This window comes from Streptomyces fungicidicus, assembly GCF_003665435.1.
Classification (GTDB): Bacteria; Actinomycetota; Actinomycetes; order Streptomycetales; family Streptomycetaceae; genus Streptomyces; species Streptomyces fungicidicus.
The window spans coordinates 6,185,321-6,212,319 of record NZ_CP023407.1 but is presented as its reverse complement, the minus strand read 5'-3'; the positions used below and the strand labels follow the sequence as shown (position 1 = coordinate 6,212,319).

Here is a 26,999-nt window from a genome sequence, read left to right as displayed (position 1 = left end):
GCCGACCGCCGAGAGGTTGTTGGTCGAGTGAGGCGAAGCAAGAACAGTCCCGAGCCGTCGGCCCGGGGCAACTTCACGCCGCCGCCGCGCACAGCGGCGCCCGCCCCCGTGCCCGGTCCAGAACCGACGGCCGCGCCCGCCCCGAGCGGAGGCCGCCTGTCCCCGCGCAACTGGCGGGTGACGACCAGACTGAACGCCATCCTGCTCATCCCCGTGCTGGTCGGCCTGGTCATGGGCGGCTTCCAGGTGAAGAGCTCGATCGACACCTGGAACGAGGCGGAGGACGCGGAGAACACCGCGCGCCTGGTCCAGGCCTCCCTCACCTACGCCAACGCCCTCTACAACGAGCGGGACGTCACCGCGGTCCCGCTCCTTCAGGGCAAGGGCAAGAGCGACCCCGACGTCACGAAGGCCCGCGCCGCGACCGACAAGGCCGCCGACGCCTTCGACGAGGCCGCGCAGAGCATGCCCGGCAAGCCCGGCCTGGAGCGCCGGCTGCGGCTGTTCCGCGAGACCGAGCCGCAGCTGACCGCGCTGCGCGCCGGCGCGTACACCAGCAAGCTCAAGGGTGTGCAGACCGAGGAGGGCTACGTCGCCGTCGCCCACCCCCTGATGGAGTTCGCCAACGAGCTCGGCCTGGGCACCGGCAACATCACCAGCTACGGACGTTCGGTCTACGCGATCTCCCTCACCAAGGCCGCGCTGTCGCTGCAGCGGTCCATCGGCATGCACCTGCTGGTGAAGCCCGGACCCACCGACAGCCAGCTCGCCAGCCAGCGGGTGGCGCTCACCTCCTACGCCTACCTCGAGGGCATCGCCATCGAGGAGTACAAGGGCGCCGGCACCGACGCCGACACGGCCAAGCTGGAGCAGACCGCGCAGCGGATCGAGGCCGAGGGCGCCGCCATGGCCAAGGAGGCCAAGCAGCAGGACCCGGACTACGTCCCGCCGCCCGCCAAGCCGGAGACGATGATCTCGGAGCTGGGCCGTCTTCCCTCCACGGACGCCGCCGCCCGCGCCGATCTGGCCGGCCAGGGCATCACCCCCGCCAACTGGTGGGCCGTGAACACCCTCAAGTACGACGGCTACCGCGAGATCGAGTCGGATCTGACCGACACCGCGGTGAACGAGGCCTCCCAGATAGCCGACGACGCCCGGCGCGACGCCTTCGTCACCGGCGCCGTCGTCGTCGTCGCCCTGCTCGCCGCGTTCATCCTGGCCGGCATGGTGGCCCGCCAGATGAGCCGCTCCATGCGCCAGCTGCGCAACGCCGCGTTCGGCATCGCCGAGCAGCGCCTGCCGATGCTGGTCGACCAGCTCTCCCGTACCGACCCGGGCCGGGTCGACACCAGGGTCGCGCCGATCCCGATCACCTCCACGGACGAGATCGGCGAGGTGGCCCGCGCCTTCGACCAGGTCCACCGCGAGGCCGTCCGGCTCGCCGCCGAGCAGGCCCTGCTGCGGGGCAACATCAACGCGATCTTCACCAACCTGTCGCGCCGCAACCAGTCGCTGATCGAGGGCCAGCTGACCCTGATCACCGACCTGGAGAACAACGAGGCCGACCCGGACCAGCTGGAGAACCTCTTCCGCCTGGACCACCTCGCGACCCGTATGCGCCGCAACGGCGAGAACCTCCTGGTCCTCGCCGGCGAGGAGCCCGGCCGCCGCTGGGACCAGCCGGTCCCGCTGGTCGACGTGCTGCGCGCCGCCTCCTCCGAGGTGGAGCAGTACGAGCGCATCGAGCTGTCCGGCGTCCCGGAGGCCGAGATCCACGGCCGCGCGGTGACCGACCTCGTGCACCTGCTCGCCGAGCTCCTGGAGAACGCCACCACGTTCTCCTCCCCGCAGACCAAGGTCCGCGTCACCGCGACCCGTCTCCCCGACGGCCGCGTGATGATCGAGATCCACGACAAGGGCATCGGCCTCACCGCCGAGGACTTCGCGGACATCAACCACAAGCTGGCCAACCCGCCGACCGTGGACGCCGCGATCTCCCAGCGCATGGGCCTGTTCGTGGTCGGCCGGCTGTCCGACCGGCACGGCATCCGGGTCCAGCTGCGCCCGTCGGGCGAGCAGGCAGGCACCACCTCGCTGGTCATGCTGCCGGACGCGATCACCCACGGTGGTGGCGGCGAACAGCATGCGCAGCGCGACGAGTTCACGGTCTCCCAGATCATCCCGGAGCAGAACTTCGGCGGCGAGGACTTCAGCCGTCAGCAGCAGCCCCTGCGCACTGCCGCGGAGCTGGGCTTCGACGACAGCCGCTACACGGAGGTCCCGGACGACATCCGGGACCTGGACCCCGTCGGGCGTTCCCTGATGCGCGAGGAGCGCCGGGCCGCCCTGGAGTCCCAGGCACAGCCCGAGCTGACCGCCGCGAACGCCCAGGAGAATCCCGAGGCGCCCGCCTTCCCGGACGAGTTCGCCGCCCCGCAGGGGTACGACAACGGGCAGGGCTTCGACGGCGGCTACCAGGGGCAGCAGTCCGCCGGTTACGACCAGCAGGCGTACGACAACGGGCAGCAGACGCCGTACGCGGAGCCCCAGCAGCAGGCGTACGGCGAGGGGTACTACGCGCCGAACGGCCAGGTCCCGCAGAACGACGCCTTCTCGTCCAACGGCGGCTACCCGGAGCAGTCCTACGCCGACCCGGCGCGGGACGGTCACGCGGCCGCCGGCGCCACCGGCTCCTTCACGCCCTTCACCGAGCGGCGCCAGGACGACGACTGGCCGCAGCAGGACGGCTACCGGAACGGCTACCCGGACCAGTACCCCGCTCAGGCCCCCGAGCCGGAACTTACCCAGGCCGCTGACGCACCTGAGCAGGACAGCGTAGGCTTCGACCGTCCGGGACCGGTTCCCTCCGACGCCCACGAGCTGACCGACGCCGGGCTTCCCCGCCGCGGATCCACCGGCGGCGGCGGCGCGAACGGCACGGGCGGCGCGCGGAGCGTGAACCAGGAGCCGCCGGCCTCCCCCCAGGAGAACGACGGCGACAGCTGGCGCTCGGCGAACGACGAACGCTGGCAGCAGGCCTCGTCGCTCCGTAAGCCCAAGGCAGGCGGAGTTACTTCCTCCGGGCTGCCGCGACGGGTCCCCAAGGCCAACCTGGTCCAGGGAGCCGCCGAAACCACCCCCCAGGGAGGCCCCCAGGTCTCCCGCGCCCCGGAAGACGTCCGGGGCAGGCTGAGCAACCTGCGACGCGGTGTCCAACGGGGCCGCAGCGCGGGCAGTGAAACGAACGGTCAGGGCTTCGGTTCTGACAGCACCTACAACCAGGAGCGTTAGTGTGAGCCCGATGAGCCAGGCGGCACAGAACCTGAACTGGTTGATCACCAACTTCGTGGACAACACCCCGGGGGTGTCCCACACGGTGGTGGTCTCCGCCGACGGACTCCTTCTGGCGATGTCCGAAGGCTTCCCGCGCGACCGCGCCGACCAGCTCGCGGCCGTCGCCTCCGGTCTGACGTCTCTGACGGCAGGCGCCTCCCGGATCTTCGAGGGCGGCAGCGTGAACCAGACGGTTGTGGAGATGGAGCGGGGATTCCTGTTCATCATGTCCATTTCCGACGGTTCGTCGCTCGCCGTTCTCGCACACCCGGAAGCGGACATCGGCCTCATTGGGTACGAGATGGCCCTTCTGGTCGACCGGGCCGGTACGGTCCTGACCCCGGACCTTCGTGCGGAGCTCCAAGGGAGCCTTCTCAACTAAAGGACGGACGGTGCGTTTTGGCGTCCCGGGGCCGTAAGGTTTCGGGACGCGGCTCCACAGTGATGGGCGCCAGGCACAGTCGGAGGAGGAGAAAGTGGCAACACCCCCAGACGGTTCATCCGCGGGCAACTGGTCGTACGGTCCTGCCCAGGACCACAACGACGGGTCCCAGAACCGGTACGGCTACCCCTCCGCGCCACAGCACCGGCAGCCGTACGTACCGCAGGGCCCCGGCCCTTCGCCGTACGACCAGCCGTATGCTCCGCGCATCCAGCCGGTCGAGCCGCAGCGCCGCACGCCCGAGCCGGCGCCCGCCGGGGCGTCGAACAATCCCCTGGTGCGCCCGTACGCCATGACGGGCGGCCGCACCAGGCCCAGGTACCAGCTCGCCATCGAGGCGCTGGTGCACACCACCGCGCAGCCGCACCAGATGCAGGGCCAGTTGCCCGAGCATCAGCGGATCTGCAACCTCTGCCGGGAGATCAAGTCGGTGGCCGAGGTCTCGGCCCTGCTGACGATCCCTCTCGGCGTGGCCAGGATCCTCGTCGCCGACTTGGCGGAGGCGGGCCTGGTCGCCATCCATCAGCCCGGCGGCGACGAGAACGCCGGCGGCCAGCCAGACGTGACACTGCTCGAAAGGGTGCTCAGTGGACTTCGCAAGCTCTAGCGGAGGGCCTTCCCGCTCCACCACGTCCGCGAAGATCGTGGTGGCGGGCGGTTTCGGCGTGGGCAAGACCACGTTCGTCGGCGCCGTCTCGGAGATCAACCCGCTGCGCACCGAGGCCGTCATGACGTCTGCTTCCGCGGGCATCGACGACCTCACCCACACCGGGGACAAGACGACCACGACGGTCGCCATGGACTTCGGCCGTATCACCCTGGACCAGGACCTGATCCTGTACCTCTTCGGTACGCCCGGGCAGGACCGGTTCTGGTTCATGTGGGACGACCTGGTGCGCGGCGCCATCGGCGCGATCGTCCTGGTGGACACGCGTCGTCTCGCCGACTGCTTCCCGGCGGTCGACTACTTCGAGAACTCGGGGCTTCCCTTCGTGATCGCCCTCAACGGCTTCGACGGGCAGCAGCCGTACCAGCCGGACGAGGTGCGGGAGGCGCTGCAGATCGGGCCCGACACTCCGATCATCACGACGGACGCGCGGCATCGGGCCGATGCGAAGTCGGCGCTGATCACTCTCGTGGAGCATGCGCTGATGGCGCGCCTTCGCTAGGCGGGGGCTGACGCCCGCCACCCGCCCAGCCCCCCGCGGCCACCAGGCCGCCGGGGGCTGTCGCATGCCGGGTGCGGGTGGTTCGTGGCTGGTCGCGCAGTTCCCCGCGCCCCTCGAGGCATACCGCCGTCTGCCGGGTGCGGGTGGTTCGTGGCTTGTCGCGCAGTTCCCCGCGCCCCTGAGGGGGTTGGTGGTGGCTGCGGGCGGATGTGCCGCTGGGGCGGCACGGGTGGGCGCAGGCGGCGCCTCGTCGGCGCCGGGCAGCGCGACATCCCCCGGGGCACTGAAGCTCCGGGGGATGGGAAAGGGCCCCTCCCGAAGGAGGGGCCCTTTTGGGGTCAGCGCCAGCTGTGGGGGGCTCGGAAGCCCGGCTCGCGTTCCAGGCGGCGCCAGCCGGCCCGCGGCCGGCCCCGGTGCGCCGGAGCCGACGGCTGCGCGGCCGCCCGGGCCAGCAGGATCGCCGTGATCGCGGCGACCTCCTCCGGCTCGGCGTGCCCCTTCTCGACGCGGATGTCAGGTGTGCTCATGGCTCTCAGTCTCCCTGGGAGAGATGTCCGCCGGGTTACTGCGGCGGGTTGCCGTGCTTACGGGACGGCAGATCGGCGTGCTTGGTCTGCAGCATCGCCAGGGACCGGATCAGCACCTCACGCGTCTCGGCGGGGTCGATGACGTCGTCGACCAGACCGCGCTCGGCCGCGTAGTACGGGTGCATCAGCTCGGACTTGTACTCCTTGACCATGCGGGCCCGCATGGCCTCGGGGTCCTCGGCCTCGGCGATCTGGCGGCGGAAGATGACGTTGGCCGCGCCGTCGGCGCCCATCACGGCGATCTCGTTGGTCGGCCAGGCGTAGGTGAGGTCCGCGCCGATGGACTGCGAGTCCATCACGATGTACGCGCCGCCGTACGCCTTGCGCAGGATCAGCGAGATCCGCGGCACCGTGGCGTTGCAGTACGCGTACAGCAGCTTCGCTCCGTGCCGGATGATGCCGCCGTGCTCCTGGTCGACGCCCGGGAGGAAGCCGGGGACGTCCAGGAAGGTGAGGATCGGGATGTTGAACGCGTCGCACATCTGGACGAAGCGGGCGGCCTTCTCGGACGCCTCGATGTCCAGCACGCCCGCCAGCGACTGCGGCTGGTTGGCGACGATGCCGACGACCTGGCCGTCCATCCGGGCCAGCGCGCAGATGATGTTGCGCGCCCAGCGCTCGTGGACCTCCAGGTACTCGCCGTCGTCGACGATCTCCTCGATGACCTTGGCCATGTCGTAGGGCCGGTTGCCGTCGGCCGGAACCAGGTCCAGCAGGACGTCGCCGCGGCGGTCCGCGTCGTCGGAGCACTCCACGCGGGGCGGGTTCTCGCGGTTGTTCTGCGGCAGGAGGGAGAGGAGGTAGCGCACCTCGTGGATGCACGTCTCCTCGTCGTCGTAGGCGAAGTGGCAGACGCCGGAGGTCTCGGCGTGCACGTCGGCGCCGCCCAGGCCGTTCTGGGTGATCTCCTCGCCGGTGACCGCCTTGACGACGTCCGGGCCGGTGATGAACATCTGCGAGGTGTCGCGGACCATGAACACGAAGTCGGTCAGGGCGGGGCTGTAGGCCGCGCCGCCCGCGCACGGGCCGAGCATCACGCTGATCTGCGGGATGACACCGGACGCCTTGGTGTTGCGCTGGAAGATGCCGCCGTAGCCGGCGAGGGCGGAGACGCCCTCCTGGATGCGGGCGCCGGCGCCGTCGTTCAGCGACACCAGGGGCGCTCCGGCCGCGATGGCCATGTCCATGATCTTGTGGATCTTGGTGGCGTGGGCCTCGCCCAGCGCGCCGCCGAAGATCCGGAAGTCGTGGGCGTAGACGAAGACCGTACGGCCCTCGACGGTGCCCCAGCCGGTGATGACACCGTCGGTGAACGGCTTCTTCTCCTCCAGACCGAAGCCGGTGGCCCGGTGCCGCCGCAGCTGCTCGACCTCGCGGAAGGATCCCGGGTCCAGCAGCAGTTCGATGCGCTCCCGCGCGGTCAGCTTGCCCTTGGCGTGCTGCGCCTTGGTGGCCTTCTCGCTCGGGCCCGCCAGTGCCTGGGCACGGATCTCGTGCAGTTCGGCCACGCGTCCGCGCGCGTCGGTCGGCTCACCCGGCGCCTCATCCAAAACGGTCATGTAGTGACCTTACGAAGCTCCACCGCAAATGCGAGCCGTCGACTCCTCACAGTCCTCGGGGTGTTTTCCTGGTACCACCGAACAGAACCAGGGCGACTCGCAGCCGTTCCGACTGCTCAGGGGCCGTCGTGCTTGTAGAGGTCACACAAAGACGTCATCTGAGAGTCACCTCACATTCATGGCAGGAGCCTGCCGCCCACGGAGTGATTCTCGGCTGCGGCGGGCGTCCGGTGGCCGCTATTCCTACGGGCTCCGGAGCTCCCGGCACACCCCGGAGCGGGGTGATCCCGGAGAGTCGCCGCCGGTTCACCCGTTCGGGTCGGACCGCTGGGGCGGACGCCGGTGGCCGCGGGGTCAGCCGAAGCGGTTCAGGAGCCGGCGGAAGAGGCCGGGGGTGAGGGCGCGTACCCGGGCCGGGAGGGTGAGCCAGGCGGGGACGTAGGTGTCGTCGCGGCCGTGGGAGACGGCGTCCCAGACCGCGCCCGCGACGCGGCCGGGCGAGGTGGGGCGCGGGTGGGAGCGGTGGTAGGGGCGGCCGCGGCGGGCGAAGAAGCCGGTCTCGACGGGACCGGGCACGACGAGCGTCACCCCCACCCCCGTACCGCGCAGTTCCTGCCGGAGCGCCTCGGCGAACGCGGCGAGTCCCGCCTTGGCGGCGGAGTACACCGCCTCCTCCCGTACGCCCACGGAGCCGGCCACCGAGCCGACCAGCACCACCCGGCCGCGGCCCGCCGCCACCATCGACGGCAGCACCTCCCGCACCAGGTGCAGTGCGGCGTTGAGGTCCAGGAACAGCACCCGGTCGATGTCGGTGTGCGGCATGCCCAGGAACGGCCCGGCCCAGCCGATGCCGGCCCCGGCGACCAGCACGTCGATCCGTCCGGCCTTCCGCAGCGCGGCCTCGGCCAGCATCTTCGCCCCCTCCGGCGCGGCGAGGTCGGCGGGCAGCAGGACCGCCGAGGTGCCGGACGCCGTCTCCTCCAGGCGGCGCCGGTCCCGGCCGCTGAGCAGCAGATGCCAGCCGCCGGCGGCGAAGCGCCGCGCGGTGGCCGCGCCGATGCCCGAGGACGCGCCGGTGACGAGGACGACGCGCCGGTCCGTGCGCGGCGGCCCGTGTCCGCGCGCCGCCGCCGGGGTGGGGGCGGGGGCGGCACCGTGGGCGGGGTCCGCCGGGGGGTCGTAGGTGGAACCGGAGCCGGTGGTGGTCACGAGTCGGTCTCCCATGCGCTGTCGCTGCGGGTCCTCGTCATCCAGGACACCCCCACTCCGGTGCACCGCGCCAGCGCTGGACCCTGCCGCCCGGCCCCCGCACCGCACCCGCCGTGCCCCGCTCGTCGGGCGGCGACGCGGCTGCCGGGGCCCGGCGCGCCGCGCCGCGGGACCACCCGTGCGTGCCGCGGGATGCCGCCAGACGGGCGTACGGCCGCTACGCGGCTCCGCCCGCCGGGATACGAAGGAGACACCCTTCCGTGCCCGGTCCCTCCGGCCCCCGTGACGAGGTCACCATGCGTCTGCTGCTCGTCCATCCCAGCGCCCTGATGTACTCCGAGATCTTCCTGCGGCTCGAACCGCTGGGCCTGGAACGGGTGGCCGGCGCCGCCCGGGCGGCCGGTCACGAGGTGCGGGTCGTCGACCTCCAGGTGCTCGGCGTCAACCGGCTGCGCGACGAGGTGCGGTCCTTCCGCCCGGAGGCGCTCGGCGTCTCCCTGAACTACCTGGCGAACATCCCCGAGGCGATCGCGCTGGCCGCGCGGGTGAAGCGGGAGGTGCCCGGCTGCTTCGTGTTCTTCGGCGGGCACAGCGTCTCCTTCGTCGCCGAGGAGGTCATCGACCAGGCGGCGGGCGCGGTGGACGCGGTGGTCCGCGGGGAGGGCGAAACGGCCGTCGGGCCGCTGCTGGAGGCGGTGCGCGACGGCGGGGTGGAGGGCGTCCCGGGGGTCGTCACGGCTGCCGGACGCGGTCCCGCGCCGCTGATGCTGCACAGCATCGACGCACCGCTCCCGGCGCGCGATCTGATGCGCAACCGGCGCCGCTACTTCATCGGCGAACTCGATCCGTGCGCCTCCGTCGAGTTCACCCGGGGCTGTCCCTGGGACTGCTCGTTCTGCTCGGCGTGGACGTTCTACGGCCGCAGTTACCGCAAGGCCTCCCCCGAGGCGGCGGCGGAGGACCTGGCGAGGATCCGCGAGCCGAACGTGTTCATCGTGGACGACGTGGCCTTCATCCGGCCGGAGCACGGGAACGCCATCGCGGACGAGGTGGAGCGGCGCGGCATCCGCAAGCGGTACTACCTGGAGACCCGCGCCGACGTCCTGCTGCGCCATCCGGAGGTGTTCGAGCGGTGGGCGCGGCTGGGGCTGCGCTACATGTTCCTCGGCATGGAGGCGATCGACGCCGAGGGTCTCGACCTGTACCGCAAGCGGGTGAGCCCGGACGAGAACCTGAAGGCGCTGGAGACGGCCCGACGGCTCGGCATCCAGGTCGCGATCAACCTCATCGTGGACCCGGCCTGGGACGAGGAACGCTTCCGCGTGGTGCGGGAGTTCGCGCTGGCCGTGCCGGAGATCGTGCACTTCACGGTGATGACGCCCTATCCGGGTACGGAGATCTGGCACACCGAGTCGCGCCGGCTCACCACCCGCGACTACCGCCTCTTCGACATCCAGCACGCGGTGGTGCCGACGACGCTGCCGCTGGAGCGGTTCTACGAGGAGCTGGTGCGCACCCAGGCGGTCATCAACCGCAAGCATCTCGGACTGCGCACGGCGTTCGGCGCGGCGCGGGTGCTCGGCCGCAACCTGCTGCACGGGCAGACGAACTTCGCCCGGATGCTGTGGAAGTTCAACCAGGTCTACAACCCGCGCCGGCAACTGGCCGACCACGCCCGCGCGGTCCGTTACGAGCTGCCGCTCCCCCAGCGCCTCGACGTCGGCGACCGACGCAGGCTGTACGTCCACACCCGGGATGCGACGAAGGGCGCGCCGACCGGAGGGCTGCCGGACTAGCCTGGGTTCCGGGAACCACGGCGGCCGTCCGCCGTGCCGGGCCGGCGCGACCGGCACTTTTCACCCGTTCCACCGGCTCCATCGCGACAGACCCACCGAAGATGTTGAAACTTGAAGGGAATAGGTCTACGGTGGGTCCCGTTGAGTTAGTTGAATCTTCAACGTGATCTCCAGGAGGAACATCATGGGTATCTTCGGCCGCAAGAGCAACGAGACCGCCGCCACCACCGCCGCCGCGGTGAACCCGGACCTGGCCGCCCTGACCGGCGACTACACGATCGACCCCGCGCACACCACGCTCGGCTTCGTCGCCCGGCACGCCATGGTCACCAACGTCAAGGGCACCTTCCAGGACTTCACCGGCACGCTGCACCTCGACGGCGGCGACCCCTCGAAGTCCACGGCCACCATCGACGTGGTGATGGACAGCATCGAGACGGGCAACGCCGACCGCGACGGCCACCTGAAGAGCGCCGACTTCTTCAAGACGGACGAGTTCCCGGCGATGACCTTCCGCACCACCAAGGCGGAGGCCCTCGGCGGCGACGACTACCGGATCACGGGTGACCTGACGATCCTGGGCACCACCAAGCAGCTCAGCATCGACCTGGAGTTCAACGGCGCCGCGACCGACCCCTTCGGCAACCAGCGCGTCGGCTTCGAGGGCAAGGCGGAGATCCTGCGCTCCGAGTGGGGCCTGACCTGGAACGCGGCCCTGGAGACGGGCGGCGTCCTGGTCTCCGACAAGATCAAGCTGAACTTCGACATCTCGGCGATCCGCAACGCCTGATCCGCCGCCGGCCCTGCCCGGCGCCCCCGAGCGCGCCCGCCCCCCGACTCCCCCGTGCGGGAGGGCGGGCGCTCGGCGTTTCCGGACCCGAGCGCCCGGCGCGCCGGGGAGAACCGATGGTCAGAAGCCGCCGCCGAAGTCCCCGCCCCCGCCGAAGTCCCCGCCTCCGAAGCCTCCGCCGAAATCGCCGCCGAAGTCGCCGCCGTTGAAGTCCGCGCCGGAGACGTCGCCGCCCTGGTAGCCGCCGAAGTCGCCGTAGCCGGCGCCGTAGTCGGCCGCGTAGGCGGGTCCGGCCATCATGCCGCCGAGCATGGTGCCGACCAGCAGGCCGGGCAGCAGACCGCCGCCGAAGTAGCCGCCCGCCCAGGGCCCGTAGGCGGGCCCGGCGTCCCAGTAGGGGCGGCGCCCGTACTCCGTGTCGACCTCGCGGACGGCGGGATCGCGGCCGTCGGCCAGTCGGGCGCGGTCCGCCGCGCACACCGGTACCTCACGCTCGGCACCGCCCGGCGGCGTCCAGACGGCGTCGGCCACCGAGGGGCCGTGCCGGGGGTCGAAGAAGCAGGGCGGACGGCGCTCCGGCACCGGCCGTCCCTCCCGGCGGGCGGCGAGGGAGGCGAGGGCGAAGCGGCCTTCCTCCACGGACTCGGTGACGGCCCGGACGTCCTCCGGTTTGCGCGCTGCGGCCATGAACGACTTGGACTGCTCGTAGGCGTCCAGGGCGTGCTCGTAGTCCGCCCGCATCGCGTCGTCCGCGCCGGGCTCGCCGGGGTGGAAGTCGAGGCGGTCGAGTTCCTCGCCGAACGCGGTGATGTCCTCGTCGACCACCACGCGCAGCTTCTCCAGCGCGACCCGCCGCTCCTCCTCGTGGCGCCGCCGGTTGCGCCGGACCAGGGCGTACCCGCCCGCACCGCCGGCCACCAGCACCGCCCCGACGGTGATCAGCCCGCCGACGGGGACACCGGAGGACGCGCCGTCGCTCCAGGAGCCGGGCGCGGTGCCGCCGGTGTTGCGCAGCGCGCTGTCCACGAAGTCGTTCAGCTGGGCCTTGGCGTCGCCGGCGCCCTGCACGGACGTGACCAGGTTCCGCACGCCCTGCCGGCTCAGCACGCTGCTGTCGGCGCGCGCGTCGAACCGGTCGCCCAGGCGGATGCCGTAGAGGCCGGTGACACCGGTCTCGGTGCGCAGGTTCTGGAAGAGGTTTTGAGTGGGATAGTCCGCCGGGAGGACCGTCACGAAGACCGGTTTGTCCGCTGCCTCGATCTTGTCGGCGAGGGCCTGGGCGTCGGACTTCGCCAGGATGTCCTGGGCCCCGGGATCGACGTAGACGGGACTCTCCCGCAGCTGGCGGGCGACCTCCGAGACGTCCGTGGCCGCCTGCGCCCCGGGCGCACCGGCCGTCAGGACCGCCAGCGCGGCGGCCACCGGCACGATCAGCAGGCGTACGAAAGTACGCGTCCTCGCGACCTTCATATCTTCGAAGCTACCCGACCCGGGCCGGAAACGGGCACCGGGAGCGGCGGGGGGCGCCCGGCGCCGCCCCCCGCCGGAACCGCGGGATGCCGTCCCTACGCCGCGGGCTCCACGCCGGCCCGCAGCAGACCGTAGGCGTAGGCGTCCTCGAGCGCCTGCCAGGACGCGGCGATGACGTTCTCCGCGACGCCCACCGTCGACCACTCCCCCGCGCCGTCGGAGGTGGAGATCAGGACCCGGGTGGTGGAGTGGGTGCCGTGCTTGCCCTCGAGGATGCGGACCTTGTAGTCGACCAGCTCCAGCTTGGCGAGCTGCGGGTAGATCTTCTCCAGGGCCACGCGCAGGGCGCGGTCCAGGGCGTTGACCGGGCCGTTGCCCTCTGCGGTGGCGACGATGCGCTCGCCCTTGGCCCACAGCTTCACCGTCGCCTCGTTGGCGTGGGTGCCGTCGGGGCGGTCCTCGGCGATCGCGCGCCAGGACTCGACGTCGAAGTACTTCAGCGCCCTGCCCTCGGCCTCGGCGCGGAGCAGCAGTTCGAAGGACGCGTCGGCCGCCTCGTACGTGTAGCCCTCGAGCTCGCGCTCCTTGACCCGCTCGACCACCCGGCCGACCAGTTCGCGGTCGCCGCCGAGGTCGATGCCGAGCTCCTTGCCCTTGAGCTCGATGGAGGCGCGTCCGGCCATGTCGGAGACGAGCATCCGCATGGTGTTGCCGACCTGCTCGGGGTCGATGTGCTGGTACAGGTCCGGGTCGACCTTGATCGCGGAGGCGTGCAGTCCGGCCTTGTGCGCGAAGGCGGAGACGCCGACGTAGGGCTGGTGCGTGGACGGGGTGAGGTTGACGACCTCGGCGATGGCGTGCGAGATGCGGGTCATCTCGCGCAGCCGGCCCTCGGGCAGGACCTGCTTGCCGTACTTCAGCTCCAGGGCGGCCACCACCGGGAACAGGTTGGCGTTGCCGACCCGCTCGCCGTAGCCGTTGGCGGTGCACTGGACGTGGGTGGCGCCCGCGTCGACGGCGGCGAGGGTGTTGGCGACCGCGCAGCCGGTGTCGTCCTGGGCGTGGATGCCGAGCCGGGCGCCGGTGTCGGCGAGCACGGTGGCGACCACGGCCTGGATCTGCGCGGGGAGCATGCCGCCGTTGGTGTCGCACAGCACGACGACGTCGGCGCCGGCCCCGGAGGCGGCGCGGACGACGGCCTTCGCGTACTCGGCGTTGGCGCGGTAGCCGTCGAAGAAGTGCTCGCAGTCGACGAAGACCCGGCGGCCCCGCCCCTTCAGGAAGGAGACCGTGTCGCGGACCATCTCCAGGTTCTCGTCGAGGGTGGTGCGCAGGGCGAGCTCGACATGGCGGTCGTGGGACTTCGCGACCAGCGTGATCACCTGCGCCCCGGAGTCGAGGAGCGCCCTGACCTGGGGGTCCTGGTCCGCGGTGGTGCCGGCGCGGCGGGTGGCGCCGAAGGCGACCAGCTGGGCGTGCCGGAAGTCGATCTCCTGCTGGGCGCGGGCGAAGAACTCGGTGTCCCGCGGGTTCGCGCCGGGCCAGCCACCCTCGATGAAGCCCACGCCGAACTCGTCCAGGTGCCGTGCGATGGCGAGCTTGTCGGCGACGGTGAGGTTGATGCCCTCACGCTGCGCGCCGTCGCGCAGGGTGGTGTCGAAGACGTGGAACGAGTCGTCGGGCTCGCTGGTTGCGGTCATGGTCTGAAGGCTCCTGAGTTGATCTCGGTCTACCGGAATGACCGGTTCCACCGTTCTCCCATGGTCCCTCACGCCCGTCCCCCGGCTGCGGTTGGGCCAGGAAACAGAAAAACCTCTCGCGGGTGCGAGAGGTCTGCGCGCGGGTCGAGGACGACGGTGTCCGCCCGTACGGTGTCGTACGTGCGGTCACTGCGGACCGGCGCGCCTGCTGCCAATAATCGTGGCGAACGAGAGCACGGAGGAAGTCTGGCACAGGCCGCCCCCGCGCTCACGATCCGTCTCAGGATGCGGGCGGCGGGTGTCCGGCGCGGACGGCGTACGCGGGGGCCGCCGCGCCGGAGTGCGCCGGTCAGCCCAGCGGGTGCATCCAGCCGTGCTTGTCCTCGGCCTTGCCGCGCTGGATGTCGAGGAGGGCCTGGCGCAGCCGGACGGTGACCTCGCCGGGCTCGCCGCCGCCCTGCTGCCACTCGCCGCCGGCCCGCTTCACCGTGCCGACCGGGGTGATGACCGCGGCCGTGCCGCAGGCGAAGACCTCGGTGAGGCTGCCGTTCTCCGAGTCGCGCTGCCACTGCTCGACGGAGACGCGCTCCTCCACGGCCTCGTAGCCGAGGTCTCGGGCGACGCCCAGCAGGGAGTCACGGGTGACGCCCTCCAGGATGGAGCCGCTGAGGGCAGGCGTGACGATCTTGTCGCCGTAGACGAAGTACAGGTTCATGCCGCCCAGTTCCTCGACCCACTGGTGCTCGACGGCGTCGAGGTAGCAGACCTGGTCGCAGCCCTTGGCGGCGGCCTCGGCCTGGGCGAGCAGGGAGGCCGCGTAGTTGCCGCCGGTCTTGGCGTCGCCCATGCCGCCGGGGACGGCGCGGACGCGGTCCTCGGAGACCCAGATGGAGACCGGCTTCACTCCGCCGGGGAAGTAGGCGCCGGCCGGGGAGGCGATGACCAGGAACAGGTACTCGTTGGCGGGCTTCACGCCCAGCCCCACCTCGGTCGCGATCATGAACGGGCGCAGGTAGAGGGACTCCTCGCCGCCGTGCGCCGGCACCCACGCCTTGTCCTGGGCGACCAGGACGTCGCACGCCTCGATGAAGGTCTCGACCGGCAGCTCGGGCATCGCCAGGCGCCTGGCGGAGCGCTGGAAGCGCTCGGCGTTCTTCTCGGGACGGAAGGTGGCGACGGACCCGTCGGGCCGGCGGTAGGCCTTCAGGCCCTCGAAGATCTCCTGCGCGTAGTGCAGGACGGTGGTCGCCGGGTCGAGGGAGATCGGCGCGTACGGGACGAGCTGGCCGTCGTGCCAGCCGCGGCCCTCGGTCCACTTGATCGTCACCATGTGGTCGGTGAAGTGGCGGCCGAACCCGGGGTTGGCCAGGATCGCCTCCCGCTCCGCGTGCGGGAGCGGGTGGGCGGAGGGCTTGAGCTCGATCGTGGGCGTCGTCATGAGTGGTTGTCCTTCACCGGTTGTAGTGACGGGCCGCGCACACGCCCGTACGGCCGGTGGCCAGTACCAGGATGTCCGAGCATTCCCTCATTCCGCGGCTCCGCGTTCGATTATCGCCCGGAGGCGACGGCGGACGAAACAGGGTGATTGCGGCCCGGTGGTCGATGGTGGCACCCGGCGGGGACATGAGGAAGCCGCCGGGCGCTGAAGCGACCCGGCGGCTGTTCTCTGGGAGAGGAGGCGCCGGGTCAGCCGGCTACTCGTGCGGCGAGCGCGTCGCCGATCTCCGAGGTGCTGCGGGCGGGCAGTCCGACACGCTCGGCGAGGTCGGCGGAGACGGCGTCCTCGATGCGGGTCGCCTCGGCGTCGTGGCCGAGGTGGCGCAGCAGGAGGGCGACGGACAGCACGGTGGCGCTGGGGTCGGCCTTGCCCTGGCCCGCGATGTCCGGGGCCGAGCCGTGCACCGGCTCGAACATGGACGGGAACTCGCGGCCCGGGTTGATGTTGCCGGAGGCCGCGACGCCGATGCCGCCGGAGACGGCCGCGGCGAGGTCGGTGATGATGTCGCCGAAGAGGTTGTCGGTGACGATGACGTCGAAGCGGGCCGGGTCGGTGACGAGGTAGATCGTCGCGGCGTCGACGTGGATGTAGTCGGTGGTGACCTCGGGGTACTCCTCGGCCACCTTGTTGAAGACGTTCGTCCACAGGTGGCCCGCGAAGGTCAGCACGTTGTTCTTGTGGACCAGGGTGAGCTTCTTGCGGGGGCGGGCCTGGGCGCGGGCGAAGGCGTCGCGGACCACGCGCTCGACGCCGAAGGCCGTGTTCACGGAGACCTCCGTGGCGACCTCGTGCGGCGTGCCCTTGCGGATGGTGCCGCCGTTGCCGGTGTACGGGCCCTCGGTGCCCTCGCGGACCACCACGAAGTCGATCTGCGGCTCGCCGGCGAGCGGGGTGGCCACGCCGGGCAGCAGCTTGCTCGGCCGCAGGTTGACGTGGTGGTCGAAGGCGAAGCGGAGCTTGAGCAGGAAGCCGCGCTCGAGGATGCCGGAGGGGACCGACGGGTCGCCGATGGCGCCGAGCAGGATGGCGTCGTGCCGCTTCAGCTCGTCGAGGTCGGCGTCGGTGAGGGTCTCACCGGTGGCGTGGTAGCGCCTGGCGCCGAAGTCGTACTCCTTGGTCTCCAGCTTCACATCCTGCGGGAGGACGGCGGAGAGGACCTTCAGGCCTTCGGCCACGACCTCCTGGCCGATGCCGTCACCGGGGATCACTGCGAGATTGAGGCTGCGAGACATGTCGGCACCCTACCCCCCGTCCCACGGGATGACATACGGCGTCCGGCATACGGACGCCGTGGGAGTGTCAGTGGCCGGTGGAGCCGCCGTTGTCCCGGCGGTCGAGGGCGCGCTGGAGCGCCGCGGCGGCGTTCTTGCGGTCGGATTCGGTGGTGCGGGAGGCGTGGCGGACGCGGCGGCGGACGGTCGTCTCGGCCATGGGGCATCGGCTCCTTCGGCATACGCGGAGTGCGGAAAGGGATGACACGACGCCGGGGGGCGGGGAGCGACGGGCCGCAGGGGTTGCCTGCGCCGGGCCCGGCTCACTACCGCCGTTCGCTTGATCGAGCGATTCGTTCGGCTCCTACAAAGCTAAGGGAGCCGGGCTGGTTCTGTCTGCACAGTTACTCGGACTTCCTACTATCTGAGACGGTGGACCCGGTCACACCGCTCCCGCCTGCGGAAACGCCGGACGGGCCAGGTCGGGGGGTGACCTGGCCCGTCCGGGGTCGGGTGGGCGTCAGCCCATGTGCGGGTAGCCGTAGTCGGTCGGCGGGACCAGCGTCTCCTTGATGGCGCGGGTCAGGGTCCAGCGCATCAGGTTCTGCGGGGCGCCGGCCTTGTCGTTGGTGCCGGAGGCACGGCCGCCGCCGAAGGGCTGCTGGCCGACGACGGCGCCGGTCGACTTGTCGTTGATGTAGAAGTTGCCGGCCGCGTAGCGCAGCTTCTCCATCGTGTACGCCGCCGCGGCGCGGTCGTTGGAGACGACCGAGCCGGTGAGGGCGTAGTCGGACACCGACTCCATCTGGGTCAGCATCTCGTCGTAGTTCTCGTCCTCGTAGACGTGCACGGCGAGGATCGGGCCGAAGTACTCGGTGCGGAAGACCTCGTTCTCCGGGTCGGTGCACTCGATCACCGTCGGGCGGACGAAGTAGCCGACCGAGTCGTCGTAGGAGCCGCCCGCGACGATGGTGCAGGCCGGGTCCTCCTTGGCGCGGTCGATGGCGGCCTTGTTCTTGGCGAAGGACCGCTCGTCGATGACGGCGCCGACGAAGTTCGACAGGTCGGTGACGTCCCCCATGGTGATGTAGTCGACCTCGGCGGCGAACTCCTCCTTGAAGCCGTCGTTCCAGATCGACGCCGGGATGTACGCGCGCGAGGTGGCGCTGCACTTCTGGCCCTGGTACTCGAAGGCGCCGCGGGTCAGGGCGGTCTTGAGCACGGCGCGGTCGGCGCTCGGGTGGGCGACGAGGAAGTCCTTGCCGCCGGTCTCGCCGACCAGGCGCGGGTAGGTGCGGTACTTCTCGATGTTGTTGCCGACCGTCTTCCACAGGTGCTGGAAGGTCCTGGTCGAGCCGGTGAAGTGGATGCCGGCCAGGTCCCGGTGCTCCAGGGCGACCTTGGAGACCTCGATGCCGTCGCCGGTGACCAGGTTGATGACGCCCTTGGGCAGACCGGCCTCCTCCAGCAGACGCATCAGCAGCACGGCGGCGTGGGTCTGGGTGGGGGACGGCTTCCAGACCACCACGTTGCCCATGAGGGCCGGCGCGGTGGGCAGGTTGGCTGCGATGGCGCTGAAGTTGAACGGCGTGATCGCGTAGACGAAGCCCTCGAGCGGACGGTGGTCCATGCGGTTCCACACGCCCGGCGAGTTGGCCGGGGGCTGCTCGGCGAGGATGCCGCGCGCGTAGTGGACGTTGAAGCGCCAGAAGTCGACCAGCTCGCAGGGGCTGTCGATCTCGGCCTGCTGGGCGGTCTTGGACTGGCCCAGCATCGTGGAGGCGGCGATGGTCTCGCGCCAGGGGCCGGCCAGCAGCTCGGCGGCGCGCAGGATGATCGCGGCGCGGTCGTCGAAGGACATCGCGCGCCAGGCGGGCGCGGCGGCGAGGGCCGCGTCGATGGCGTCCTGGGCGTCCTGCTGGGTGGCGTTGGCGTAGGTGCCCAGGCGGGCCTTGTGGTTGTGCGGCTGCACGACGTCGAAGCGCTCGCCGCCGCCCATCCGCTTCTCACCGCCGATGGTGCAGGGCAGGTCGACCGGGTTGTCGGCCAGCTCCTTGAGCTTGGCCTCCAGCCGGGCGCGCTCGGGCGTACCGGGGGCGTAGCCGTGCACCGGTTCGTTGACGGGGGTGGGGACCTGGGTCACAGCGTCCATGGGTGGCGTAACTCCTTGTCGTGAGCGGTGTGGTGTCAGCCCTTGGTGATCATGCTGCGGGCGAAGAACCGGAGGTTGGCCGGCTTCTCCGCGAGACGCCGCATGAAGTAGCCGTACCAGTCGGTGCCGTAGGCCGTGTAGACGCGCATGCGGTGGCCCTCGGCGGCCAGTCGCAGGTGCTCGTCGCCGCGGATGCCGTAGAGCATCTGGAACTCGTACTCGTCGAGCTTGCGCCCGGCCGTGCGGGCCAGTTCCTGGGCGATGGAGATCAGGCGCGGGTCGTGGGACCCGATCATCGGGTAGCCCTCGCCCTCCATCAGCGTCCGCAGGATGCGCACATACGCCTTGTCGATCTCGTGCTTCTGCTGGTAGGCGACCTCGGCGGGCTCCTTGTAGGCGCCCTTCACCAACCGTACGCGACTGCCGGCCGCGGCGAGGCGGCGCGCGTCCTCCTCGGTGCGGAAGAGGTAGGCCTGGATGACGCAGCCCGTCTGCGGGAAGTCCTTCCGCAGCTCCTCGTGGATGGCGAACATCGAGTCGAGGGTGGTGTGGTCCTCGGCGTCCAGCGTCACCGTGGTGCCGATCGCGGCCGCCGCCTCGACGACCGGACGGACGTTGGCGAGCGCCAGCTCGTGGCCGCCGGCCAGCGCCTGCCCGAACAGGGAGAGCTTCACCGACATCTCGGCGCGGGCGCCGAGCTCCAGCGGCTTCAGGCGGTCGATCAGCTCGAGGTACGCGTCGCGGGCGGCCGCCGCCTGCTCGGGGGTGGTGATGTCCTCGCCGACCACGTCCATGGTCAGCTCCAGGCCGTTGCCGGTGAGCTCCCGGATGATGGGCAGGACCTGGTCGACGGTCTCCCCGGGGATGAACCGGTCGACGACCTGTTTGGTCACCGGGGCCGCCGAGACCAGGCGTCGCATCCGGTCGCTGCGCGACGCGGCGAGAATCACGGGACCCAGCACGGGGCACCTCCACAAGCTGCATGAGGCCGTCACCCGACCATTCGGGTACGGCACGGAGAACCACCGTGAAACCTAAGGATGACGCCGATCCTGGGCCATCGACAGCTGTCACGCATCCGTGCCGCAGATCTCAGACAGATGTATGAAGGCTCCGGGACTTTGCGGCAGAATGCCCGGGTGACGTCGGAACACAGGGATGACTACCAGGAGCTGGTGGACGAGATCTCGGAGCTGCTCGGCGCTCCGGCGACCCTGGAGAACCGGGATTTCGAGCTGATCGCCTTCGGGGCGTACGACAGCGAGGGCGACCTCGATCCGTCCGTGCTGGACCCGGTGCGCACCCGCTCGATCCTGACCCGCCGTTCGACGTCCGCCGTGCGGGCCTGGTTCGAGAGCTTCGGCATCACCCGGGCGACCGGCCCGGTCCGCATCCCGCGCACCCCCGAGGCGGGTGTCCACCGGGGCCGGATCTGTCTGCCGGTACGCCACCGGGGTGTCGTCCTCGGCTATGTGTGGCTGCTGGACTACGACCCGGGTCCGTCCGAGCGGCAGCTGGACGCGGCCATGCGGGTGACGGCCCGGATCGGCGCGCTGCTCGCCGACGAGGCCCAGCACGGCGCGGACCTCACCCGGGAGCTGCGGGCGGTGCTGACCGCGGAGCGGGACTGGCAGCGGGAGATGGCGGTCGCGGAGCTGCGCACCGCCCTGGGCAACCGCGCCGACGGCCCGCACACGATGGTCTGCGTCGCCCCCTGGCCCTCCGCCGACCCCGACGACGCCCCCACCGTCCGCACGGTGCCGGGGGCTACGGCGCTGTGCACCCTCCCCCGGGGCGCCACGGGCCTCTCCCTCGCCCTGCTGCTGCGACTGCGCTCCCCCGACGTGCTGGCCCCGGCGACGGCGGCGGCCTCGCGGCTGCTGGAGCGGGCGGGTTCGAGCCGCCCCAAGAGCCGGGGCGGCTCCGCGGTGGCCGCGGGGATCGCGGCGCCCCGCGCGGGCCTCGCCGAGCTGGGCGCGGCCTGGCGGGAGGCGTCGGCGTCGGCGCGGGCGGCGCTGGCCGAACCCCGGCTGGGACCGGTCGCCCAGTGGGCGTCGATCGGCCCCTTCCGCCTGCTCACCGCACTGCCCCCGGAGGCCGCCCACGACCCGGTCGCCGGCCCGCTGCTCGCCCCCGCGCAGGCGGAACTGGCCCGTACCGCCGAGGTCTATCTGGACCGCGCGGGCCAGGCCGGCCGCACGGCCGCCGAGCTGGGCATCCACCGCCAGACGCTCTACTACCGTCTGTCCCGGATCGAGCAGCTCACCGGCCTCGACCTGGACGACGGCGAGGACCGGCTGCTGCTGCACATGGCGCTCAAGGGCTCGCGTCTGTAGCCGCGGCCTCGACGACCCGGCGCAGTCCGGCGGCGAGCCGCTCGCCGTCGGGCGCGGACGCCGGGTCGAAGGTCCACTGGGCGATGAGGCCGGTCATCAGGGTCACGTAGAACGCGCCGAGGGTGTCCGCGGTCTCGTCGGACACGTCCTCCTCGCGGCCGCCCATCAGCAGCGGGACCAGTCCGCGGCCGGCCTCGCGCTGCGCCTTCGCCAGGTGGTCGCGCACCTCGGGAAGCCGGTCGCCGAGGGCGAGGACCTCCATGCTGAGGCGCCACACCGTGCCCGGATCCCGCATGGTGGCGATGATGTTCGACCAGACCCGCTCGAACCGCTCCAGTGAGCCGGGGGCGGCCTCGTCGACGTTCCCGCCCCCTTCGAACGCGCCGCCCATCCCCTCGATCAGCGAGACGTAGGCCTGTGCGAGCAGCGCGTCCTTGGAGCCGTAGTGGTAGCCGATGGACGCCAGGTTGGTCCCCGACTCCCTGACGATGTCCCGCGCCGTCGTGCGCACGAAGCCCTTGGCGAGCAGGCAGCGCTTGGCGCCCTCCAGCAGATCCTCACGGTGTCCCATGACGTCACCCTACCCGCCCGTCCATACGCTCGTATTATACAAGCGTTCTAGACAACCGTATAAGACGTGCGTACAGTCTCCGGCATGACAATGAACCCACCCCGCGCCGGCCGTCGGGAATGGACCGCGCTGAGCGTGCTGATGCTTCCGCTGCTGCTGGTCTCGATGGACGTCTCGGTGCTCTACTTCGCGATCCCCGAGATCAGCGCGGACCTGGAACCGAGCGGCACCCAGCAGCTGTGGATCTTCGACATCTACGGCTTCGTGCTGGCCGGCCTGCTGATGACGATGGGCGCGGTGGGCGACCGCGTCGGCCGCCGCAGGCTGCTCCTCGTCGGCGCGGCCGCCTTCGGCGCCGCCTCGCTGCTGGCGGCCTACGCCCACAGCGCCGAGACCCTGATCGCGGCCCGCGCGGTCCTCGGTGTCGGCGGCGCGACGCTGATGCCGTCGACGATGGCGCTGGTCCGCACGATGTTCACCGACCCCGCCCAGCGGGCCAAGGCGATCGGCCTGTGGTCCGGCGTGATGACGGCCGGTATCGCGCTCGGCTCGGTGATGAGCGGCGTCCTCGTCGAGCACTTCTGGTGGGGCTCGGTCTTCCTGGTGAACCTGCCCGCGATGGTCCTGCTGCTGGTACTCGGCCCGGTACTGCTCCCCGAGTCGAAGAACCCCTCCCCCGGCCGCTTCGACCTGCTGAGCGTCCCGCTGTCGATGGCGGCCGTCCTGCCCGTGGTCTACGGCCTGAAGGAACTGCCCTCCGAGGGGTGGAACGTCAGGTACGTCATGGCGATCACCGTCGGTCTGCTGTTCGCGGCGCTGTTCGTGCACCGGCAGCGCACCACGGCCTCGCCGATGATCCCGCCCGCCCTCTTCCGCGGGCACGGCTTCAGCCCGGCGCTCGTCCTCAACACCGTTTCGGCGTTCGGGATGATGGGCTCGGCCTTCTTCACCACCCAGTACCTGCAGTCCGTGCTCGGCAAGAGCGCGCTGGAGGCCGCGCTGTGGAGCCTGCTGCCCTCGGTGCTCATAGGCGCCGCCGCCCCGGCCGCCGCCCTGCTGGTCCAGCGGGGCGCCGAGCGCGCCTACGTGGTGACGGCCGGCTTCGTCATCGCGGCGTGCGGCTACGGACTGCTGGCCCTGGCCGGTACGGACTCGCTGTGGCCGGTGCTGGCCGCGTGCGGGGTGATGGCCTCGGGCATCGTGATCGTGATGTCCCTGCTGACCGACCTGGCGCTGAGCTCGGCGCCGGTCGAGCAGGCGGGCTCGGCGTCCTCCCTCCTTGAGACCGGCACGGAGTTCGGCGGCGCCCTGGGCATGGCCGCCCTCGGCTCCATCGGCACGGCCGTCTACCGCCACCAGATGCCGGACGCGGCGCCCGCGGCGGCCCGGGAGACCCTGGGCGGTGCGCTGACCGTCGCCGCCGAACTGCCGGGGCGCGCGGGAGACGCCCTGGCGGCTGCGGCACGGGAGGCGTTCACCAGCGGGATGCAGGGCGCCGCGGTCGCGGGGGCGGTGGTGCTGCTCGGGGCGGGCGGACTGGCCGCGATGGGCCTGCGGCACATCAGGATCCGTCCGGAGGCGCCCACGGAAAACGCCGGACGGGCTGACGCGCTCAGCCCGTCCGGCGTGTGAGACCGGAGTCCGGGGGCGGCGCCCCCGGCACTCTCAGACCAGGTTGACCGAGCGCGCCGACGTCGCCCCGATCTCCTCGGCGAGCTCACCGATCACCCCGGCGGACACCGTGTCGTCGACCGTCAGCACGGCGAGCGCCTCGCCACCGACGGTCGCACGGGCGACCTGCATGCCGGCGATGTTGATGCCCGCCTCACCGAGGACGCGGCCCACGGTGCCGACGACGCCCGGACGGTCCTCGTAGCGCAGCACGACCATGTGGTCGGCGAGCGCGAGGTCCACGTCGTACTCGCCGATCGCGACGATCTTCTGGACGTGCTTGGGGCCGGCCAGCGTGCCGGAGACCGAGATCTCCTCGCCGCCGGACAGCGTGCCGCGCACGGTGACGACGTTGCGGTGGTCGGCCGACTCCGAGCTGGTGGTCAGCCGGACCTCGACACCGCGCTCCTGGGCGAACAGCGGGGCGTTCACGTAGGACACCGTCTCGGCGACGACGTCCTCGAACACGCCCTTGAGCGCGGAGAGCTCCAGCACCTTCACGTCGTGCTGGGTGATCTCGCCGTACACCTCGACGTCGAGGCGCACCGCGACCTCGCCGGCGAGCGCGGTGAAGATCCGGCCGAGGCGCTCGGCGAGCGGCAGGCCCGGCTTGACGTCCTCGGCGATGACTCCGCCCTGCACGTTCACCGCGTCCGGGACCAGCTCACCGGCGAGGGCGAGACGGACCGAGCGGGCGACGGCGATACCGGCCTTCTCCTGGGCCTCGTCGGTGGAGGCGCCGAGGTGCGGGGTGCAGACGACCTGGTCGAACTCGAAGAGCGGGGAGTCGGTGCAGGGCTCCTTCGCGTACACGTCGAGCCCGGCGCCGGCGACGCGGCCCTCCTTGAGCGCCGAGTACAGCGCCTCCTCGTCGACGATGCCGCCGCGCGCGGCGTTGATGACGCGCACGCCCGGCTTCACCTTGCGCAGCGCCTCGTCGCCGATCAGACCGAGGGTCTCGGGGGTCTTCGGCAGGTGGACGGTGATGAAGTCGGAGACCTCGAGCAGCTCGTCCAGCGACAGCACCTTGACGCCCATCTGCGCGGCCCGCGCGGGCTGTACATAGGGGTCGTAGGCGACGACCTTCATGCCGAAGGCGGACATGCGCTGCGCGACGAGGGCGCCGATGCGGCCCAGGCCCACGACGCCGAGGGTCTTCTCGGCGAGTTCGACGCCCGTGTACTTGCTCCGCTTCCACTCGCCGTTCTTCAGCGCGGCGTTGGCCTGCGGGATGTTGCGCGCGGTGGCGACGATCAGACCGCAGGCGAGTTCGGCGGCGGTCACGATGTTCGAGGTGGGGGCGTTGACGACCATCACGCCGGCCTTGGTGGCGGCGGAGACGTCGACGTTGTCGAGGCCGACGCCGGCGCGGGCGACGACCTTGAGCTTCTTCGCGGCGGCGATCGCCTCGGCGTCGACCTTGGTGGCCGAGCGGACCAGGATCGCGTCCACCTCGGCGATGGCCGGGAGCAGCTCGGCGCGGTCCGCGCCGTTGCAGTGCCGGATCTCGAAGTCCGGGCCGAGGGCGTCGACGGTGGCGGGCGACAGCTCTTCAGCGATGAGTACGACGGGTTTCGAGCTCACGTGAGTCCTCACAAGTCCAATGCGGACGGCCGTCCCGACGGCCGCAGGCGGTGAAGAAGTGCTAGCCGCGTGGAAGACGCACGACACTGTGGGCCTGACGCGTTTGTTGGGCAGCAGTCTAGTGGCGCGTGGCGGGTCGTCTTGCGCCTCTGCGGAATGATCACCCGGAAGTGGCCGTACGGGGCCGGCCGCCGGAGGCGACGCCTCCGGCGGGGTCCGGGCGGAGCCCCGCGACGGCGCCCGTCACGGGCGGCGCCGTCGCGGGGCACGGGGCTCACGCCTCCTCGTCGACCCAGCTCATGAGCTTGCGCAGCTCCTTGCCGGTGGTCTCCAGCAGGTGCTCGGAGTCCTGCTTCTTGTACTCGTTGTACTTCTTCAGACCGCCGTGGTACTCGTCCATCCAGTTCTTGGCGAACGTGCCGTCCTGGATCTCGGCGAGAACCTTCTTCATCTCGGCCTTGGTGGCGTCGGTGATGATCCGCGGACCGGTGACGTAGTCGCCCCACTCGGCGGTCTCGGAGATCGACCAGCGCATCTTCTCCAGGCCGCCCTCGTACATGAGGTCCACGATCAGCTTCAGCTCGTGCAGGCACTCGAAGTAGGCGATCTCCGGCTGGTAGCCCGCCTCGGTCAGCGTCTCGAAGCCGGCCTTGACCAGCGCCGCGGTGCCACCGCAGAGGACGGCCTGCTCACCGAAGAGGTCGGTCTCGGTCTCCTCGGTGAAGGTCGTCTTGATGACGCCGGCGCGGGTGCCGCCGATGCCCTTGGCGTACGACAGGGCCAGCGCGAAGCCGTTGCCCGTGGAGTCCTGCTCGACGGCCGCGATGCAGGGGACGCCGCGGCCCTCCTCGTACTGACGGCGCACCAGGTGGCCCGGGCCCTTCGGGGCGACCATGCAGACGTCCACGCCGGCCGGGGGCTTGATGAAGCCGTAGCGGATGTTCAGGCCGTGGCCGAAGAACAGGGCGTCGCCGTCCTTCAGGTTGTCCTTGATGTGCTCCTCGTAGACCTGGGCCTGGATCGGGTCCGGGACCAGGATCATGATGACGTCGGCCTCGGCGGCGGCCTCGGACGGGCTCACCACGCGCAGGCCCTGCTCCTCGGCCTTGGCCTTGGACTTGGAGCCCTCGTGCAGACCGACGCGGACGTCGACACCCGAGTCACGGAGCGACAGGGCGTGGGCGTGGCCCTGGCTGCCGTAACCGATGACCGCGACCTTGCGGCCCTGGATGATGGACAGGTCGGCGTCGGCGTCGTAGAACAGCTCGGCCACTGGGTTCTCTCCTTGTGTGCAGGTGTTGCGTCCCACCGTATGCCGGTGAGGGGAAGGGAAGTTTCTCGGTCTCGGAATACGGGCGGCCGGGTCGTCCCCGGCCGCCCCCTCCGTGTCCTACGCCGACCGGTCCAGGGCGCGCAGCGACCGGTCCGTGATGGAACGGGCGCCGCGCCCGATGGCGATCGTGCCGGACTGGACGAGCTCCTTGATGCCGAACGGCTCCAGCATCTTGAGCATCGCGGACAGCTTGTCGCTGCTGCCGGTGGCCTCGATGGTCACGGCCTCCGGGGAGACGTCCACGGTCTTGGCCCGGAACAGCTGGACGATCTCGACGATCTGGGAACGCGTCTCGTTGTCGGCGCGCACCTTCACCAGAACGAGTTCGCGCTGGACCGCCTGCCCGGGTTCGAGCTCGACGATCTTCAGCACGTTGACGAGCTTGTTGAGCTGCTTGGTGACCTGCTCCAGCGGGAACTCCTCGACGCTCACCACGATGGTGATGCGGGAGATGTCGGCGTGCTCGGTGACGCCGACGGCGAGGGAGTCGATGTTGAAGCCGCGGCGGGAGAACAGGGCGGCGATCCGGGCCAGGATGCCGGGGGTGTTCTCCACCAGGACGGAGAGCGTGTGCTTGGACATGTTCTG

General features: G+C 71.2%; 22 protein-coding genes. 8 read left to right on the top strand and 14 right to left on the bottom strand.

Annotation, left to right across the window (positions count from 1 at the left end):
• The first annotated feature begins 27 nt into the window (after positions 1-27).
• From CNQ36_RS27985 to CNQ36_RS27970, 4 genes are all read left to right on the top strand, one after another.
• Entirely contained in the window at positions 28-3,291 is a 3,264-nt protein-coding gene (locus CNQ36_RS27985) for a nitrate- and nitrite sensing domain-containing protein (protein ID WP_121548026.1), read from the top strand.
• A 10-nt stretch (positions 3,292-3,301) separates the two neighbouring features.
• Complete coding sequence (locus CNQ36_RS27980; protein ID WP_004983065.1) at positions 3,302-3,715, top strand: roadblock/LC7 domain-containing protein; 414 nt, start codon at positions 3,302-3,304, stop codon at positions 3,713-3,715.
• Between the two features lie 94 nt (positions 3,716-3,809).
• Complete coding sequence (locus CNQ36_RS27975; protein WP_004925001.1) at positions 3,810-4,382, top strand: DUF742 domain-containing protein; 573 nt, start codon at positions 3,810-3,812, stop codon at positions 4,380-4,382.
• Positions 4,363-4,944 carry a GTP-binding protein gene (locus CNQ36_RS27970; protein ID WP_030216560.1) on the top strand — a complete coding sequence of 194 codons (582 nt, stop codon included), beginning with the start codon at positions 4,363-4,365 and terminating at the stop codon, positions 4,942-4,944. Before CNQ36_RS27975 ends, CNQ36_RS27970 begins: the two co-directional genes overlap by 20 nt.
• Before the next feature lie 338 nt (positions 4,945-5,282).
• Here CNQ36_RS27970 and CNQ36_RS27965 read toward each other — a convergent pair whose 3' ends face one another.
• From CNQ36_RS27965 to CNQ36_RS27955, 3 genes are all read right to left on the bottom strand, one after another.
• Positions 5,283-5,471, bottom strand: coding sequence for an acyl-CoA carboxylase subunit epsilon (locus CNQ36_RS27965; protein WP_040906073.1), 189 nt, complete (start codon positions 5,469-5,471; stop codon positions 5,283-5,285).
• A 35-nt stretch (positions 5,472-5,506) separates the two neighbouring features.
• Entirely contained in the window at positions 5,507-7,090 is a 1,584-nt protein-coding gene (locus CNQ36_RS27960; protein ID WP_121548025.1) for an acyl-CoA carboxylase subunit beta, read from the bottom strand.
• Between the two features lie 354 nt (positions 7,091-7,444).
• Positions 7,445-8,299 (bottom strand): SDR family NAD(P)-dependent oxidoreductase, encoded by an 855-nt coding sequence (locus tag CNQ36_RS27955; RefSeq protein WP_121548024.1) that lies wholly within the window; start codon positions 8,297-8,299, stop codon positions 7,445-7,447.
• Between the two features lie 296 nt (positions 8,300-8,595).
• Between CNQ36_RS27955 and hpnR the strand changes: the two genes are divergently transcribed.
• Positions 8,596-10,095 (top strand): hopanoid C-3 methylase HpnR, encoded by a 1,500-nt coding sequence (gene hpnR, locus CNQ36_RS27950; protein ID WP_121548622.1) that lies wholly within the window; start codon positions 8,596-8,598, stop codon positions 10,093-10,095.
• Positions 10,096-10,279: 184 nt separating this feature from the next.
• Positions 10,280-10,885: a YceI family protein gene (locus CNQ36_RS27945; RefSeq protein WP_121548023.1), complete on the top strand. Its 606-nt coding sequence runs from the start codon at positions 10,280-10,282 to the stop codon at positions 10,883-10,885.
• Between the two features lie 120 nt (positions 10,886-11,005).
• Here CNQ36_RS27945 and CNQ36_RS27940 read toward each other — a convergent pair whose 3' ends face one another.
• The 7 genes from CNQ36_RS27940 to CNQ36_RS27910 all read right to left on the bottom strand — a co-directional run bounded on the left by CNQ36_RS27940 (position 11,006) and on the right by CNQ36_RS27910 (position 19,878).
• Entirely contained in the window at positions 11,006-12,355 is a 1,350-nt protein-coding gene (locus CNQ36_RS27940; protein ID WP_121548022.1) for a hypothetical protein, read from the bottom strand.
• Positions 12,356-12,450: 95 nt separating this feature from the next.
• Positions 12,451-14,055, bottom strand: coding sequence for a citramalate synthase (cimA, locus tag CNQ36_RS27935; RefSeq protein ID WP_004925020.1), 1,605 nt, complete (start codon positions 14,053-14,055; stop codon positions 12,451-12,453).
• A 349-nt stretch (positions 14,056-14,404) separates the two neighbouring features.
• Complete coding sequence (locus tag CNQ36_RS27930; RefSeq protein ID WP_121548021.1) at positions 14,405-15,493, bottom strand: branched-chain amino acid aminotransferase; 1,089 nt, start codon at positions 15,491-15,493, stop codon at positions 14,405-14,407.
• Between the two features lie 248 nt (positions 15,494-15,741).
• Positions 15,742-16,785, bottom strand: a complete 1,044-nt coding sequence (locus CNQ36_RS27925; protein ID WP_121548020.1) for a 3-isopropylmalate dehydrogenase — start codon at positions 16,783-16,785, stop codon at positions 15,742-15,744.
• Positions 16,786-16,852: 67 nt separating this feature from the next.
• Positions 16,853-16,984: a hypothetical protein gene (locus tag CNQ36_RS35625; protein WP_086014670.1), complete on the bottom strand. Its 132-nt coding sequence runs from the start codon at positions 16,982-16,984 to the stop codon at positions 16,853-16,855.
• A gap of 300 nt (positions 16,985-17,284) precedes the next feature.
• A complete protein-coding gene (gene pruA, locus CNQ36_RS27915) occupies positions 17,285-18,916 on the bottom strand; it encodes an L-glutamate gamma-semialdehyde dehydrogenase (protein WP_004925039.1) in 1,632 nt (543 codons plus the stop codon).
• Between the two features lie 35 nt (positions 18,917-18,951).
• Positions 18,952-19,878, bottom strand: a complete 927-nt coding sequence (locus CNQ36_RS27910; protein ID WP_004925043.1) for a proline dehydrogenase family protein — start codon at positions 19,876-19,878, stop codon at positions 18,952-18,954.
• Between the two features lie 138 nt (positions 19,879-20,016).
• Between CNQ36_RS27910 and CNQ36_RS27905 the strand changes: the two genes are divergently transcribed.
• Positions 20,017-21,252 (top strand): PucR family transcriptional regulator, encoded by a 1,236-nt coding sequence (locus CNQ36_RS27905; protein ID WP_206278521.1) that lies wholly within the window; start codon positions 20,017-20,019, stop codon positions 21,250-21,252.
• Here the strand turns inward: CNQ36_RS27905 and CNQ36_RS27900 are convergent.
• Positions 21,233-21,823, bottom strand: a complete 591-nt coding sequence (locus CNQ36_RS27900; RefSeq protein WP_004925047.1) for a TetR/AcrR family transcriptional regulator — start codon at positions 21,821-21,823, stop codon at positions 21,233-21,235. The genes CNQ36_RS27905 and CNQ36_RS27900 overlap by 20 nt on opposite strands.
• Positions 21,824-21,907: 84 nt before the next feature.
• Here CNQ36_RS27900 and CNQ36_RS27895 point away from each other — a divergent pair, with 84 nt between their 5' ends.
• On the top strand, positions 21,908-23,455 hold the full coding sequence (locus CNQ36_RS27895) for an MFS transporter (protein WP_206278520.1): 1,548 nt from the start codon (positions 21,908-21,910) through the stop codon (positions 23,453-23,455).
• A gap of 33 nt (positions 23,456-23,488) precedes the next feature.
• On the opposite strand, the gene serA is transcribed toward CNQ36_RS27895, so the two are convergent.
• From serA to ilvN, 3 genes are all read right to left on the bottom strand, one after another.
• Complete coding sequence (serA, locus tag CNQ36_RS27890; RefSeq protein ID WP_004925052.1) at positions 23,489-25,078, bottom strand: phosphoglycerate dehydrogenase; 1,590 nt, start codon at positions 25,076-25,078, stop codon at positions 23,489-23,491.
• A 274-nt stretch (positions 25,079-25,352) separates the two neighbouring features.
• Positions 25,353-26,351 (bottom strand): ketol-acid reductoisomerase, encoded by a 999-nt coding sequence (gene ilvC / locus CNQ36_RS27885; RefSeq protein ID WP_004925056.1) that lies wholly within the window; start codon positions 26,349-26,351, stop codon positions 25,353-25,355.
• A 117-nt stretch (positions 26,352-26,468) separates the two neighbouring features.
• Complete coding sequence (ilvN, locus tag CNQ36_RS27880; RefSeq protein WP_004925060.1) at positions 26,469-26,993, bottom strand: acetolactate synthase small subunit; 525 nt, start codon at positions 26,991-26,993, stop codon at positions 26,469-26,471.
• Positions 26,994-26,999 lie beyond the last annotated feature (6 nt).